The organism is Streptomyces anulatus (assembly GCF_014650675.1).
Lineage (GTDB): Bacteria > Actinomycetota > Actinomycetes > Streptomycetales > Streptomycetaceae > Streptomyces > Streptomyces anulatus.
Genome location: NZ_BMVK01000002.1, coordinates 670,011 through 685,732 on the forward strand (window position 1 = coordinate 670,011; position 15,722 = coordinate 685,732).

Here is a 15,722-nt window from a genome sequence, read left to right on the forward strand (position 1 = left end):
CGACGGCTACGGCTTCGCGAGCGAGAGTCGATGCAGCACTCCCTACCCGCTGTGCGTACGCCTATGCACTGCGTGGCACCGGCGCGCGGCGCACCGCAATGCGCCCCTGCGGCTTTCTGGCCGATTACCGGAGGTCGTCCGTCCCGCCGTATTCAGTGGCCGAGATGTTTGCGCAGCCGCCGCTGGAGGTCAGCGACGAACTTCCCCCGCTTCGGCCTGGCTTCCACGGTCCCGAACACGGAATAGCCGTTCACCACGACCACCGGCGCTTCCGCGTCCGCCGATTCGAGCGTGCGCACTTCGAAGGTGCCGAAGACGCCCGTGCCGTTGCCGCGCAGCGAAATGTTCTCCGGCACCCGGATGTCGACGCTGCCGAAGATGGACGTCGCATTGATAACGGTGAAGCGTTGGCCGAAAAGCGCTTCGGTCAGATCGATCTCCACGCTGCCGAAGAGCGCGAAGGCGTTCGTCCGGCCGCCGACCCGCCAACGACCCTTGCGGGTGGCGCTGCTGAACACCGCGACAAGATTGTCCGCGGGGCCGTCGGGGCTCTCGGGGCCGTAGACGTACGGCTGGGAGTCCGGGCGGACCGTGGGCCCGGAGGACGCGGGCAGGTCCCGGACCATCGGCTGGAGTTCGCCGACGGTCTTGGCCCGGTAGACCAGGTCGATCCGCTCCGCGTGCTCGTCCGCCGTCAGACGGCCCTCGGCCATCGCCTCCCGCAGGATGTCCGCGATCCGGTCGCGGTCGGCGTCGGAGGCGCGGATGTCATCGCCGTCCAGGACTTCGGCGGGCGGCGGGACGGCCGGTGCGAGGGGCTGCTGGGGCTGCTTCTCTAGGTCCACCGGCCCAGCGTACCCAGACGCGATAGATCGCGACCACCCCTCCAACCGGCGTGCCCCGGCCGCGCCGCACTCCGGGACGGCGTCCAGGTGAGCCTTACCTCACAGGATCCTCCCGGCGGCGGCGCTCTACCCTGGTGGATGCGCTGCCCGAGGGAGGTCAGCCGCTGTCACCGAGTGAGGAATGGCCGTCATGGCAGAGTTTGCGTACTCCGATCTGCTCCCCCTGGGGGAGGACACCACGCCGTACCGTCTGGTGACCGCCGAGGGTGTCTCCACCTTCGAGGCCGACGGGCGTACGTTCCTCAAGGTCGACCCGGAGGCGCTGCGCACGCTGGCCGCCGAGGCGATGCACGACATCTCGCACTACCTGCGCCCGGCCCACCTGGCGCAGCTGCGGCGGATCGTCGACGACCCGGAGGCGTCCTCCAACGACAAGTTCGTGGCGCTGGACCTCCTGAAGAACGCGAACATCGCCGCCGCGGGCGTACTGCCGATGTGCCAGGACACCGGTACGGCGATCGTCATGGGCAAGCGCGGGCAGAACGTGCTGACCGAGGGCGGTGACGAGGAGGCCCTGTCGCACGGGATCTACGACGCGTACACCAAGCTCAACCTGCGCTACTCGCAGATGGCCCCGCTGACCATGTGGGACGAGAAGAACACCGGCTCCAACCTCCCGGCCCAGATCGAGCTGTACGCCACCGACGGCGGCGCGTACAAGTTCCTCTTCATGGCGAAGGGCGGCGGCTCGGCCAACAAGTCGTTCCTCTACCAGGAGACGAAGGCCGTCCTGAACGAGGCCTCCATGATGAAGTTCCTGGAGGAGAAGATCCGTTCGCTGGGGACCGCGGCCTGCCCGCCGTACCACCTGGCGATCGTGGTCGGCGGCACGTCGGCGGAGTTCGCGCTGAAGACCGCCAAGTACGCCTCCGCGCACTACCTGGACGAGCTGCCCGCCGAGGGCTCCCCCACCGGGCACGGCTTCCGGGACAAGGAGCTGGAGGAGAAGGTCTTCGAGCTGACGCAGAGGATCGGGATCGGCGCCCAGTTCGGCGGCAAGTACTTCTGCCACGACGTGCGTGTGGTGCGCCTGCCCCGGCACGGGGCCTCGCTGCCCGTCGCCATCGCCGTGTCCTGCTCGGCCGACCGCCAGGCCACCGCGAAGATCACCGCCGAGGGCGTCTTCCTGGAGCAGCTGGAGAAGGACCCGGCGCGCTTCCTCCCCGACACCACCGACGAGCACCTCGACGGGGCGGGCGGTGACGTCGTGGAGATCGACCTCAACCGGCCGATGGACGAGGTGCTGGCCGAGCTGACCAAGTACCCGGTCAAGACCCGCCTCTCGCTGACCGGCCCGCTGGTCGTGGCCCGCGACATCGCGCACGCCAAGATCAAGGAGCGGCTGGACGCGGGCGAGGAGATGCCGCAGTACCTGAAGGACCACCCGGTGTACTACGCGGGTCCGGCGAAGACGCCCGAGGGGTACGCCTCCGGCTCCTTCGGCCCGACGACGGCCGGCCGGATGGACTCCTACGTGGAGCAGTTCCAGGCGGCGGGCGGCTCCAAGGTGATGCTCGCCAAGGGCAACCGCAGCAAACAGGTCACCGACGCCTGCGACGCGCACGGCGGCTTCTACCTCGGCTCGATCGGCGGCCCCGCGGCCCGCCTCGCCCAGGACTGCATCAAGAAGGTCGAGGTCGTCGAGTACGAGGAGCTCGGCATGGAGGCGGTCTGGCGCATCGAGGTCGAGGACTTCCCCGCGTTCGTCGTCGTCGACGACAAGGGCAACGACTTCTTCACCGAGCCCGCCCCGGCTCCGACGTTCACCAGCATTCCGGTGCGGGGGCCGGGTCTCGGCTGACCCGGCTCCGTACGGAGCAGTACCCGGGGAGGGCCCGTCCGCGCGGACGGGCCCTCCCTCGTGTCCTCAGTCGTCCAGCAGGCCCGAGGTCGCGACCAGATACCCCAGCTGCGCCCGGCTGTTGCTGCCCAGCTGCTCGGAGACCTTGCGCATGTGCTCGGCGACGCTGCGGCGGCTCATGCCGATCCGGCGGGCGATGGCGGCGTCCGTCTCGCCGTTGACGACGGCCTGGAGGATGGCGCGCTGGAGGTCGGAGGTGACGACGGGGCTGCGCAGCGGCGCGCGTTCGGGGCGGACCGGGACGGCGCGGGACCACGCCTCGTCGAAGTGGCGGACCAGGAAGCGGACCAGCGACGGGTGCTGGACGCGCAGGGCGGTGTGCGGCTCGTCGGAGAACGGGATGAGTGCGAGGTCCCGGTCGAAGACGATGAACCGGTCCGCGACCTCGGCAAGGGTCCTGATCTCGGCGCCCTCGGCGGTCACCTGCTCGATGTAGGCGAGCGTGGTGCGGTCCGAGCGGACGGTGTGCTGGTAGAGGGTCCGCTGCCGGATGCCGCGGCGCAGGTTGCCCAGGTCGCGCGGGAGCGACTGCTCCAGGACGTGGGCCGGGCGCCCGCCGCCGGGGTGGGCGGTGCGCACCTCGGCGCGGCAGCCGCTGACCCCGGCGTCCAGGGCCTTGCTGATGACGGCCGCGCCGGAGAGCCGGGTGAGGGCGGGGCGTTCCTGCCGGTGCATCTCGGCGTAGAGGCCCTCGAAGGCGGCGAGGGTGGCGCGGGCGGAGCGCAGGGTGCGGCGCTGCTCGACGATCGCCTCCTCGATCGGGGCGAGCGCGGCGAACGAGGCGGTCTCCGGTGGTACGGGGATGAGGTAGCCGGGTGACTCCTGGTCGGCCACCATCAGGTGCAGGGACCGCAGGCAGGGGGGCGCGGCGCCGGCCGGGAGGCCGCCCACCGTCAGCGCACGGCGATAGGCCGCGAGCGCCGCCTCGCAGGGTTGTTCCGGTATCGACCGGTCCGAGGGTGATTCACGGCAATCACATACCGGTGAGGGGGAATGATCGTCCTTCACAAGGATGCAGATTACCTTTGTGCAATCGGGAGTCCCCCGTCCGGCGTCCGTGCTCGACGAGTATGTCCGGGTGACATCTGGAATGGGCAGTGCGGACGGGCCGAAGGCGGACGAGACGGACGGCGACACCCGGAAGGCCCGGGACACCGCGGTCTCCGAGCGCCGTTTTCGATTCCTCGTCGCCGGATACGCGGTGTCTTCCTACGGCACATTCCTGAATATGGTGGCGCTCAATCTCTTCGTCTACGAGACGACGGGCCGGGCGCTGGCCATGGGGCTGTTCATGGCGGTGCGGCTCGCCTCGGGATTCGTCGCCGGTCTGGTCGTGGGCGGTCTGCTCGCCCGTTTCAGCGCGAAAAGCATCATGCTGTGGGCGAATGTCGGACAGGGCGCCGTGATGCTGGTGCTCATCCTGGCGCCCGACGGCATGCTGACCGGGGCGCTGATGGCCGTCTCGGTGGTGATCGGGGCGTGCGGGACGCTGTTCATGGTGGCGTTGCGCAGTTCGATCCCCGAGATGGTCGGGGAGGACCGCAGGGCCTGGGCGAACTCCCTCTCGATCACCGGCCGTTCGCTGGCCATGGTGGCGGGCTTCGCCTCGGCGGGCGTGGTGGTGTCCCTCGTCGGGTACACCGCCGCCTTCCTCGTCGACATGGCGACGTTCGTGGCCTGTGCGGTGACGGTGGCCCTGTTGCCGATCGCGGGAGGCAAGGGAGCCGGCGGATCGGCCTCCGAGGGCTCTGAGGGCTCTGAGGGCTCTGAGGGCTCCGAGAGCTCCGGTGGCTCCGGGGCCGGGAAGGACGCCTCGGCCGCGAAGAGCGGCAGGCGCTGGCGGCCCGTGGCCTTCCTCGCGCTCGCCGCCGCCCCCGGGATGGGCCTGATGGTGGCCCTGCGCGGGGTCGACGCGTTCGGCTCCTCCTCCCACAACGCGGCGCTGCCGATCTACTCCACGTCGCTCGACGCGTCGAATCCCGCGGTGTTCGTCAGCGCGTTCTGGTGCGTGTGGGCGCTCGGCAACATCGGGGCCCAGCAGGTCATCCAGCGGTACGCGCAGCGCACCGGACGCTCCGTGGGGGCGCTCGGATTCGGCTACGGCACGGTGGTGATGTCGGCGGCGTTCATCGCGGCGTTCGCCGGGTTCCCGCTGGCCGTGACAGCGGTGATCGCGCTGATCGCGGGGGCCGCGGACGGCCTCACCGAGGTCGCGTACACCTCGCATCTCCAGACACTTCCGGCCACCTTGCGCGGCCATGCCTTCGGTCTTTCGGCCACTTTCGAGAACCTCGGTTTCGGCGTCGGCATGATCCTGGTGGCGGCGGCCCTCGACCGGTTCTCCCCGCTGGCCGTGGTGGGCTGGTCCCACGGCGCCGCCATCGTCGTCGCCGTGGTGTTCCTGCTGAGGGTGGCGGGAGTGCGGCGGGCGGAGCGTACGGGGCTGCGAAAGGAAGAAGCCGTTGAGGGACGACCGGATCGCGGTGATCGGGACGGCGCTGAGGTTTCCCGGGGCTGACACCCCCGGGGCGTACTGGCACGACATCCGGACGGGGACCGGCCGCGTACGCCGTTTCACCCGGGCCGAGTTCGCCGCGGCGGGAATCCCGGCGGCGGAGTACGAACGGCCGGGGTTCGGCGGCGCGAGCGCACTCCTGGGGGACGTGGACGGCTTCGACGCCGGGTTCTTCGGGATGAGCGGGCGGGAGGCGGAGCTGACCGATCCGCAGCAGCGGCTGTTCCTGGAGTGCTGTTTCCACGCCCTGGAGGACGGGGGGTACGCGGGCGGCGAGGACCGTTACGCGGGCGGCGACGGCGACTCCGTACGGATCGGGGTCTACGGCAGCTCCGGCTACCGCCTGTACTCGCTGCACAGCTATCTGGCGGAGAACCTGGCGGCGGAGGCCGGCTCGGGGGACTGGATGACCGCCAAGCAGGTCCAGGTCGGCAACTACCCCGATTTCACCGCCACCCGGGCCGCCTTCCGGCTCGGTCTGACCGGTCCCGCGCTGACGGTGTCGACGGCCTGTTCCAGCGCTCTGGTCTCGGTGCACCTGGCCTGCCAGGCGCTGCGCGCCGGGGACGCGGACCTGATGCTGGTGGGCTCCGCCGCCCTGCATCTGCCGGGGGTCACCGGCCAGGTCCCGGTGAAGGGCTCCACCCTCTCCCCCACCGGCACGGTCCGGGCCTTCGACGCGGACGCGGACGGCACCGTCGGGGGGAACGGGGCGGCCGCCGTCCTCCTCAAGCCGCTGGCACGGGCGCTGGCCGACGGCGACACCGTGCACGCCGTGATCCTGGGCTCGGCGGTCACCAACGACGGCTCGGACAAGGCGACCAACGACGGTACGGGGCGCGGGGGTTTCGCCGCCCCCGGGGTCGCCGGGCAGCGGGACGCGGTGCTCGGGGCGCTGCGCGCGGCGGACGTGGGCGCGGCGTCGATCGGCTACGTGGAGGCGCACGGCACGGGCACGCTGAAGGGCGACCCGATCGAGTTCGCGGCCCTGACCGAGGCGTTCCGCGCACACACCGACCGGACCGGCTTCTGCGCGCTCGGCTCGACGAAGCCGGCCATCGGCCACCTGGACAGCGCGGCGGGGCTGGCGGGGCTGGTCAAGGCCGTCGAGGTGCTGCGGCACGGGGTGGTCCCGCCCCTGGTGAACTTCTCCCGGCCCAACCCGGCGCTGGCGGTGGAGGACAGCCCGTTCCTGCTGCCGGTACGGGAAAGTCCCTGGCCGCTGGCGGGTGTGCGGCGAGCCGGTGTGCACTCCATCGGCATGGGAGGTACGAACGCTCATGTGATCCTGGAACAGGCGCCGGAGACCCCGCGCACCGCGTCGGCCTCCGACGATGTGCCCGTGCCCGCGCTGCTGCCGCTCTCGGCGGCGGACGAGGACGCGCTGCGGGCGTACGCCGTCCTGCTGCGGGACCACCTGGCGGGCGGGCGGCACCACTTGCCGGACAGGCCGGACCATACGGCCGACGGGCCGGACCACCCGACGGACAAAGCCGACTCCGCCCCCTCCCCCGCCGATCTGCTGACCACCACCGCGCTCGGGCGGCGGCTCCTGCCGCACCGGCTGGTCGTCACGGCCGCCGACCCGGTGGCCGGTCTCGACGCCTTCCTGTCCGGGGCCCCGGCGGGCGAGGCGTACACGACCGGGGTCGCCGACGGCGTACGGGAGAGGCGGCCGGTGTTCCTCTTCAGCGGCCAGGGCGGCGGGCATCCGGGCATGGGCGCGGAACTCGCCGCGCGCTTCCCGGTGGTGGCCGAGGTGCTGGAAGCCTGCGCCCGGGTGTACGCGGAGGAGACCGGACAGGACGACTTCCTGGACCGGATCGTCGGCGGACAGGGCCCCGGGCGGTGGGACACCGCCTTCGCGCAGCCCGCCCTGTTCGCCCTCCAGATCGCCCAGGCCCGGCTGTGGGAGCGGCTCGGGATCACCCCGGCCCGGGTCGCCGGCCACAGCGTCGGCGCGTACGCGGCGCTGTGCGTGGCCGGGGCGCTGGAGACCGGGGACGCGATGCGGCTGGTGTGCGGGCGCGGGCGGCTGATGCTGGAGCGGGCGGCCCCGGGCGCGATGGTCTCCGCGTTCGTCCCCCGGGCCCGGGTGCGGGAGCTGCTGGCCGCCGTCCCCGGTCTTGAGCTCTCCGTGGTCAACGGCGCCGCGCACCATGTGCTGGGCGGCCCCCCGGAGGCGGTGGACGCGGCACGGGCGCTGCTGGCGGCGCGGGGGGAGGCGTACGAGGTGCTGGCGGTGGACCGGGCGTTCCACACGGCTCTGCTGGACCCGGCGCTGGAGGACTTCCGGGTGCTGGCCGACAAGGCGGAAATCCGGCCGCTGCACACGGAGTTCGTCGACGGCATCGACGGCACGGTCCACCCCGCCGGGTGGCGGCCGGACGCCGCTTACCTGGTCGCGCAGGCCCGCCGCACGGCCGACTTCGCCGCCGTCCTGGACCGGCTGGCCGGGTCCCCGCTGCTGCTGGAGCTGGGCCCGTCCGCCGTGCTGACGGGGATGGTCCGCCGGTCGCTGCCGGACGCGGTCTGCGTGCCGACACGGCAGTGGGAGCGGGCGGTGGCCGCGCTGCACTGCGCCGGGGCCGGGGTCGACTGGGCCGCGCTGCTCGACCGCTGCGGTGGCCGGCGCGTCCGGCTGCCCACGTACCCCTTCCAGCGCCGGTCGCACTGGAGGGGCCCGGCCCCGTACACACCCCCGGCACCGCCCGCCTCGCTCACGGAGCCGCCCGCCCCGACCGGCGGGGCCGCTCCTTCATCCGCACGCTCCACGGAGGACCGCATGACCGAACAGGCCGTACTGGACAGAGTGCTGGAGCTGACCGCGCGCCATCTCGGCCACCGGCCCGACGAGGTCGCCGCCGACCGCACCTTCGTCGGCCTCGGCGCGGACTCGCTCCAGCTCATCGGGATGGTGCGGCAGTTGGAGGCCGAGTTCGGCACGGAGATCAGCATGCGGGAGGTCCTGGAGGAGGCGGGCACGCCCCGGCTGACGGCAGCGCTCATAGCCGGGCGGACGGCTCCCGCGACGACGCCGGCAGCGGCAGCAGCAGCAGCAGCAACAACGGCGGCGAAGCCGACGTCGGTGGCCATGGAGCCGACGCCGACGCCCGTGGCGATGCGGCCGGTGCCGGTGGCCACGGAGCCGACGCCCGCGCCGGTCACGGACGCGCCCGTGTACGCCACCCGGGCCGAGGTCGCCGCCCTGTCCGAGCAGATACGCCAACTGGCCGAGGTCCAGGCCGCGATGGTTGCCCAGCTCTCCGAGGCCGTCGCACTGCTGACCGCCCGCACCACCGGGACGGACGGCCGATGAGCGCGGGCACGACCGGCTCCGCCGCCGAGGCCGTCGCCCGCGCGGCGGAGCTGTCCCGCGCGCTCACCGCCCGGCTCGCGGAGGCCCGTACGCGGGTCCCGGCCGCGCCGGTGACCGCGACGCCCGAACCCGCTGTCGGCCACGGTCCCCGTCTCGTCGTGGACGCGGCGGGCGGGATGGCCGGGGCGGGGGCCGACGCGGCCCAGCGGGCCCACACCGCCTCCCTGGTCCGGCGGTTCACCGAGCGCACCCGCACCTCCAAGGAGCTGGCGCAGCGGCACCGTTCGGTGCTCGCCGACAGCCGCGCCGTCGTGGGGTTCCGGGACGCCACCAAGGAGATGCTCTACCCGGTCGCGGCCCGTTCGGCGCACGGCTCCCGGCTCACCGACGTGGACGGCAACACCTACACCGACATCACCATGGGGTTCGGCGCGCTGCTCCTCGGCCACGAGGCGGAGCCCGTCACCGAAGCCGTGCGCCGCCACCTCTCCGACGGGCTGCGCTTCGGCTCCCGGTCCGCCGACACCGGGGAGGCCGCGGCCCTGCTCGCCTCGCTGACCGGCCTGGACCGGGTCGCCTTCGCCTCGTCCGGCACGGAGGCGAACTCGGCCGCGATCCGGCTGGCCCGCGCCGCGACCGGGCGGGACAAGGTCGTCATGTTCCGGGGCTCGTACCACGGGCACATCGACTCCGTCCTCGGCCGGCCGGGCGGGCCCGGGCAGCACGCCGTGCCCGTCTCCCGGGGCATCCCGGCCAGCGCGGTGGCGGAGCTGATCGTGCTGGAGTACGGGGCCCAGGAGTCCCTGGAGACGATCGAGGCCCTCGGGGACGGCATCGCGGCCGTCCTCGTCGAGCCCGTGCAGTGCCGCAACCCGGGCCTGCGGCCGGTGGAGTTCGTCCGCTCGCTGCGCGAACTCACCGCGCGCCGGGGCATCGTGCTGCTCTTCGACGAGATGCTGACAGGGCTCCGACCCCACCCGCGCGGCGCACAGGAGCACTTCGGGGTGGTCCCGGACCTCGCCACGTACGGCAAGGCGCTCGGGGCCGGATTCCCGATCGGCGCGGTGGCGGGGCGGGCGGATCTGCTCGACGGGGTGGACGGCGGGTTCTGGCGGTACGGCGAGCCCGGCGGTCCCTCGCGCGAGACCACGTTCATCGGCGGCACCTACATGCAGCACCCGCTGTCGATGGCGGCGGCCCGCGCGGTGCTCACCCACCTCACCGAGCGGGGCCCCGGGCTCCAGAGCGGACTGAACGCCCGCACCCAGGCACTCGCGGACCGCCTCAACGCGTTCTTCCGCGAGGAGGAGTTCCCGCTGGAGCTGGCCCACTTCGGGTCGATGTTCCGCTTCAGGCACCGCGCCGACCTGGAGTTGCTCTACCACCACCTCCAACTGCGTGGCGTGTACGTATGGGAGTGGCGCAGCTTCTACCTCTCCACCGCCCACACCCAGGAGGACGTGAACCGGGTCGCGGAGGCGGTGGAGGGCTCGCTGCGGGAGCTGCGCGACGGCGGGTTCTTCCCCCGGCCCGCCCGCCCGGCAGCCGCCCGGCGGGCCGAAGTGCGGCGGCCCGCACCCGACTTCGGCGTCTACTTCTTCGGCGACTACCCGGAGACCGGTGAGGCCGACGGAAGCGGCGGCGGGACCCCGGAGGCGTATGACACCGTCCTGGAGACCGCGCGCTTCGCCGACGAGCACGGCTTCTCCTCCGTCTGGCTGCCCGAGCGGCACTTCGACTCCTTCGGCGGGATCTTCCCGAACCCCGCCGTGCTGGCCGCCGCCGTGGCCCGGGAGACCGGGAGCGTCCGGATCAACGCGGGCTCGGTGGTGCTGCCGCTGCACGATCCGGTGCGGGTCGCCGAGGAGTGGTCGGTGGTGGACAACCTCTCCGGCGGCCGGGTCGGCATCGGCTGCGCCACCGGCTGGCACGCCCGGGACTTCGCCCTGCACCCGGACCGGTTCGCCGACCGCCGGCGGATCGCCTTCGCCCACCTCGACGAGGTGCGCCGGCTGTGGCGCGGGGAGGCGGTGCGGCGGCGCACGGGCGAGGGCGCGGAGGCGGAGCTCCGGATCCGGCCGCGCCCGGTGCAGGAGGAGCCGCCGTTCTTCCTGGCCACCTCCGGGCAGCGGGCCTCGTACGGGGAGGCGGCCCGGCACGGCCTCGGGGTCGTCACCAACCTGATGAGCCAGACCGTGGACGAGCTGGCCGCGAACATCGCGCACTACCGGCGTACGCGTGCGGAGTGCGGGCTCGACCCGGCGGCCGGGCGGGTGACGGTGCTGGTGCACACGTATCTCGGCGACGACCACGCCACCGCCCGGGCCGAGGCGCTGGAGCCGATGGTGCGGTATCTGCGGTCCTCGCTGCTGATGCGCTCGGCGGCCACCGCCGCGGGGTCCCGGCGCGAGGACGTGGCGGCGGCGAGCGAGGAGGACCTGGACTATCTGTTCCGCCGGGCGTACAACCGCTACTGCGACCGCCGGGCCCTGATCGGCACGCCGGCGAGCGTCGCCCCGCTGGTCGACGCGCTGCACGGGGCCGGGGTGGACGAGATCGCCGCCCTGGTCGACTTCGGGATGGACCGGGAGGGGCTGCGGTCGGGGCTGGAGCGCCTGGACGTACTGCGCCGCCGGACGAAGGAGCGGGGGCAGGAGCGGGAGCGGGACGCCCGGCCCGAGGACACCGTCGCGCCCGCCACCTCGGCGCAGCGGCGGCTGTGGCTGGCCGCGCAGTTGATGGAGAACCCGGCGGCGTACAACGAGACGGGGGCCGTACGGCTGCGCGGCCCCCTGGACGTGGCGGCGCTGCGGGCGGCGGTGGACGGCCTGGTCGAAAGGCACGCGGGGCTCCGGACGGTGTTCCGGGCCGAGGACGAGGGGGGCGTCGTCCAGGTCGTCCGGGACGGGCTCCGTATCCCGCTGACGGTGACCGACGCCCCGGGCGAGGACGCCGGGCGGGCGATCGGGGCACTGCTCGCCGAGGAGAGCACCCGGGCCTACGACCTGGCCGCGGGGCCGCTGTTCACGCCCCGGCTGCTGCGGCTGGCCGAGGACGACCACGTCCTGGTGCTCGGCACGCACCACATCATCACGGACGCGCACTCGTCCGCCCTGATCGCCGGGGACCTCCGGGAGCTGTACACGGCGGCCCGCGCCGGCCGCCCACCGGTCTTCGGCCGTCCCGCCGGGACGACCGTCGGGGCCCCCGAGCCCTCGGGCGACACGGCCGACCTGGCCTGGTGGCGCGAGCTGCTGGGCGACCGGCCGCCGGTGCTGGTGCTGCCGACTGACCGGCCGCGCGGTCGCCGGGTGGCGGGGCGCGGCGGGGCGGTGGCCAGGACCGTGGGCCGGGAGCGGGCCGACCGGCTGCGGGAGTGGAGCGGGCAGCAGGGCGTGACCCTGTTCGCCACGCTGTGCACGGCCTGGCAGCTGGTGCTGCGCCGGCGGTCGGGGCAGGACACGTTCCTGCTGGGCACGACGTTCGGGCGGCGGCCGCCCTCGACGGCGGACACGGTCGGGTTCCATGTGGCGCTGCTGCCGTTGCCGCTGTCCGCGAGCGACGCGACCTCGCCGCCGGAGGCCGTACGGGCCACCGGGCGGGCGCTGTTCGCGGCGGACGAGCACAGCGGGGTGGACTTGGACGCGCTGCTGGCGGACGTCCATCCGGACCCGGGGAATCCGCGCCCGCTCGTGACCGTTTCGGTCGATCTGGACCGGGCGGCGCTGGCCGGAATCGACCTGCCCGGGCTGCGGGCGGAGGCGGTGGCGGCCGGGACGGAGTCGGCGCCGCTGGAGCTGGCGCTGATGGCCACCCATGCCCAGGACGGGAGTCTGCGGCTGCGGCTGCGTTACGACGCGGACCTGTTCGACGCGTCGACGGCGGAGGGGTATCTCGCCGAGCTGGAAGAGCAGTTGGACGCGCTGTCGGACCCGGTCGAGGACGACCCGGCCGGAGACGACCCGGCTGAGGACAGCACGGCCGGAGCGGGCACGGCAGGCACGGCCGGAGCGACAGGAGCGGCAGGCACGGCAGGCGCGGGCACGACGGAGCCGGGCGGCGCCGGGGAGCCGGGGGCCAGGACGGAGCCGGGCGCCCGGACCTCCTCCGAGACCGCCGCGCTCCTCCGGGAGGTCTGGGAGTCCGTCCTCGGCCTGCGAGACTTCCCCGCCGAGCGCAACTTCTTCGACCTGGGCGGCAACTCGATCGCCGCGATCCGCCTGGTGAACCGGGTCCGGGACACGCTCGGCGTCGACTACCCGCTGGCGGACTTCTTCGCCGACGCCACCCTGCGGGCCATGACCGGGCAACTGGCGGGCGGCCCCGAGGCGGAGGCCGGGGCCGTCGTCGACCGCGCCCCCGTCAGCGACCAGCAGGCCCGGATGATCGCCGGGCACCACGTCGTGCCCGACCCCGCCGTGTGGAACGTGCCGACGCGCATCACGTTCACCGGGGCGCTGGACCCGGCGGCCTTGCGGTCCGCCGTGTCCGAGCTGGTCGCCCGGCACGACGGGCTGCGGACCAGGTTCGCGCAGGAGGGGGCGCCGGACGGGCCGTGGTGGCAGGAGATCCTGGCCGCGGAGCCGGTGGCGCTGCCGGTGGAGGATCTGACCGGGCTGCCGGCCGACGAGCGGCGGCCGCGGGCGGACGCCCTGTGCCGGGCGGACGCGGCGGCCCCCTTCGACCTGGGGCGGCCTCTGGTGCCCCGGACGCGGCTGCTGCGGGTCGAGGAGGACCGCTGGGAGCTGATGTTCGTCCTGCACCACATCTGCGCCGACGGCTGGTCGCTGTCCGTGGTGCTCGCGGAGATCGCCGCGCTGTACACGGCGGCCGCCGCGGGCGTCCCGCACGGCCTGCCCGATCCGGCGATGCAGGCGCCCGGGTACGCCCGGTGGCAGCGGGAGCAGCAGGATCCCGGCGTCGAGGCGGAGCGGGCCGCGTTCTGCGCCCGCTATCTGGACGGGGTGCCGTCCGCCGTCCCCGTACCGACGGACCGGCCGCGTCCGCAGAAGCTGAGCGGGCACGGGGACACGGTGCGCGGGGTCGCGACGGGTGCGGTGCGGGCGGCGGTGGAGAAGCTGGCGGCCGACCGGCACACCACCTCGTTCGCGGTCGCGGCGGCGGCTCTCGGGGTGTTCCTGACCCGGCTGTCGGGAGAGGAGGACACCTTGCTGAGCGTCCCGTACGCCAACCGCGAGGGCACCGCCTCGGAGTCGCTCGTGGCGATGACGTCCACCGCGGTGATGGTCCGCGTACGACTGGATTCAGCCAATCTTGACGAGACCTGCGCGGAGCTGGCGGTCCGTACGGGCGCGGGCGCGCTCGGCGCCATGGCACATGTGCTGCCCACCGCGCGCATCATGCGGGCGATGCGGGAGTCGGGCGCTGTCAGCGTCCCCGACCGGGTGCCGCACGTCCTGGCGTTCCAGAACTCCGTCGACACGGACATCGAGATCCCCGGGCTCCGGGTCGAGGTGGCCGATCTGGCACCGCCTCTTTCCCGCAGCGAGCTGTGCTTCGGGCTTGCGCCGCGCCGGGACCCCGCGAAGGGTTATCGAACATTCCTGGAATTCTCCACCGACCTGTGGGACCACACGACCGCCCACGACCTGCTCTCGTCGTACACCGACGTGCTCGCGGAGTTCAGCGCCCGGCCCGACCGGCCGGTGCGGGAACTCCTCGGGGAGCGCCCCTCGCAGGGGCCCCCGGGCCATGGCTCCGGAGGCTCCGCCGGGGACGCCATCGCCGGGCCCGACCGGCCCGGCGGACCGTCACCCTCCCAGTCACTGCCGAACACCGGAAAGGCGGACGCCGTATGACTCCGGCCCCCCACCGCAGCCACACCGACGACCTGCTCTCCTTCATCGCCGCCAGCCCTTCCCCGTACCACGTGGTGGCCAGTGCGGCCCAGCGTCTGGAGAAGGCCGGGTTCCGCGAACTGCGCGGCACGGACGACTGGACGGGGGCGACCGGCGGCTGCTTCGTCAGCCGCGCCGGTGCGCTGATCGCCTGGTACGTCCCCGAGGGCGCGCCCGCCCACACCCCGTTCCGGATCATCGGCACCCACACCGACTCGCCGAACCTGCGGATCAAACCGGCACCGGACACCGGGACTTCGGGGTGGCGGCAGATCGGGGTGGAGATCTACGGCGGGGTCCCGCTGAACACCTGGCTCGACCGGGACCTGGGCATCTCCGGCCGGCTCGCCCTGCGCGGCCCCGACGGAGCCCCCCGCAGCCGGCTCGTACAGATCGACGAACCCCTGCTGCGGGTACCCCAGTTGGCCATCCACCTGGACCGTACGGTGAACGAGGGCGTGGCCCTGGACCGGCAGCGGCACATCGCGCCGATCTGGGCGCTCGGCGATCCCCAGGAGGGCGAGCTGCTGCGCCGGGTCGCGTCGGCCGCCGGGGAGGACCCGGCGGACGTGCTGGGCTGGGACCTGATGCTGCACGACATCCAGCCGCCCGGATACCTGGGCGTGGACCAGGAGTTCGTGGTGGCGTCCCGGCTGGACAACCAGGTCTCGGTGCACGCCGGGGTGACCGCGCTGGTGGACGCGGCGACGGGGGGCACGCAGCCCTCCTTCGTGCCGGTGCTGGCCGCTTTCGACCACGAGGAGGTCGGCAGCGGTTCCGAGACGGGGGCGCAGAGCCCGCTGCTGGAGCGGATCCTGTCGCGGTCCGTGTCGGCGCGCGGCGGCAGCGACGAGGACTGGTCGCGTGCGCTGGCGGGCGCGTTCTGCGTCTCCGCCGACATGGCGCACGCGGTGCACCCCAACTACGCGGAGCGGCACGACCCCGACCACCGCCCGCTCCCCAACGGCGGCCCGACGCTCAAGGTGAACGTCAACCAGCGGTACGCCACCGACTCCACCGGCATCGCGGTGTTCACGGCGGCGGCCGAGCGGGCCGGGGCTCCCTGGCAGCCGTTCGTCTCCAACAACGCGATGCCCTGCGGGACGTCGATCGGCCCGCTCACGGCGGCCCGGCTCGGCGTCACCACGGTGGACGTCGGGGTGCCCGGCCTGTCGATGCACTCGGCGCGCGAGCTGTGCGGGGTGCGCGACCCGGGCTATCTCGCCGCGATCCTCACCACGATCATGGTCGGGGACTGACAGAC

At 73.6% G+C, this 15,722-nt stretch carries 7 protein-coding genes; 5 read left to right on the forward strand and 2 right to left on the reverse strand.

The genetic code is table 11. The features are described from left to right. Positions 1-152 precede the first annotated feature (152 nt). Positions 153-845, reverse strand: coding sequence for a DUF1707 SHOCT-like domain-containing protein (locus IE272_RS07675; protein WP_050360677.1), 693 nt, complete (start codon positions 843-845; stop codon positions 153-155). Positions 846-1,035: 190 nt separating this feature from the next. Between IE272_RS07675 and IE272_RS07680 the strand changes: the two genes are divergently transcribed. After that, a complete protein-coding gene (locus tag IE272_RS07680) occupies positions 1,036-2,706 on the forward strand; it encodes a fumarate hydratase (protein WP_032790107.1) in 1,671 nt (556 codons plus the stop codon). 66 nt (positions 2,707-2,772) lie between these two features. On the opposite strand, the gene IE272_RS07685 is transcribed toward IE272_RS07680, so the two are convergent. Beyond that, positions 2,773-3,774: a LuxR C-terminal-related transcriptional regulator gene (locus IE272_RS07685; RefSeq protein ID WP_050360678.1), complete on the reverse strand. Its 1,002-nt coding sequence runs from the start codon at positions 3,772-3,774 to the stop codon at positions 2,773-2,775. 82 nt (positions 3,775-3,856) lie between these two features. Between IE272_RS07685 and IE272_RS07690 the strand changes: the two genes are divergently transcribed. The 4 genes from IE272_RS07690 to IE272_RS07705 are packed head-to-tail and all read left to right on the forward strand — an operon-like array spanning position 3,857 to position 15,717. Then, positions 3,857-5,284, forward strand: a complete 1,428-nt coding sequence (locus IE272_RS07690) for an MFS transporter (protein WP_190006567.1) — start codon at positions 3,857-3,859, stop codon at positions 5,282-5,284. Then, positions 5,229-8,600, forward strand: coding sequence for a type I polyketide synthase (locus IE272_RS07695; protein ID WP_190006510.1), 3,372 nt, complete (start codon positions 5,229-5,231; stop codon positions 8,598-8,600). Before IE272_RS07690 ends, IE272_RS07695 begins: the two co-directional genes overlap by 56 nt. Beyond that, positions 8,597-14,419, forward strand: coding sequence for a MupA/Atu3671 family FMN-dependent luciferase-like monooxygenase (locus IE272_RS07700; protein ID WP_229897230.1), 5,823 nt, complete (start codon positions 8,597-8,599; stop codon positions 14,417-14,419). The genes IE272_RS07695 and IE272_RS07700 overlap by 4 nt, the downstream gene beginning before the upstream one ends. Further along, entirely contained in the window at positions 14,416-15,717 is a 1,302-nt protein-coding gene (locus tag IE272_RS07705) for a M18 family aminopeptidase (RefSeq protein WP_050360681.1), read from the forward strand. Before IE272_RS07700 ends, IE272_RS07705 begins: the two co-directional genes overlap by 4 nt. Positions 15,718-15,722 lie beyond the last annotated feature (5 nt).

Bases quoted from the DNA above. Each gene is read 5' to 3' on its own strand.
- IE272_RS07680 (WP_032790107.1), top strand. From the start codon at position 1,036: ATGGCAGAGTTTGCGTACTCCGATCTGCTCCCCCTGGGGGAGGACACC.
- IE272_RS07690 (WP_190006567.1), top strand. From the start codon at position 3,857: ATGGGCAGTGCGGACGGGCCGAAGGCGGACGAGACGGACGGCGACACC.
- IE272_RS07700 (WP_229897230.1), top strand. From the start codon at position 8,597: ATGAGCGCGGGCACGACCGGCTCCGCCGCCGAGGCCGTCGCCCGCGCG.
- IE272_RS07705 (WP_050360681.1), top strand. From the start codon at position 14,416: ATGACTCCGGCCCCCCACCGCAGCCACACCGACGACCTGCTCTCCTTC.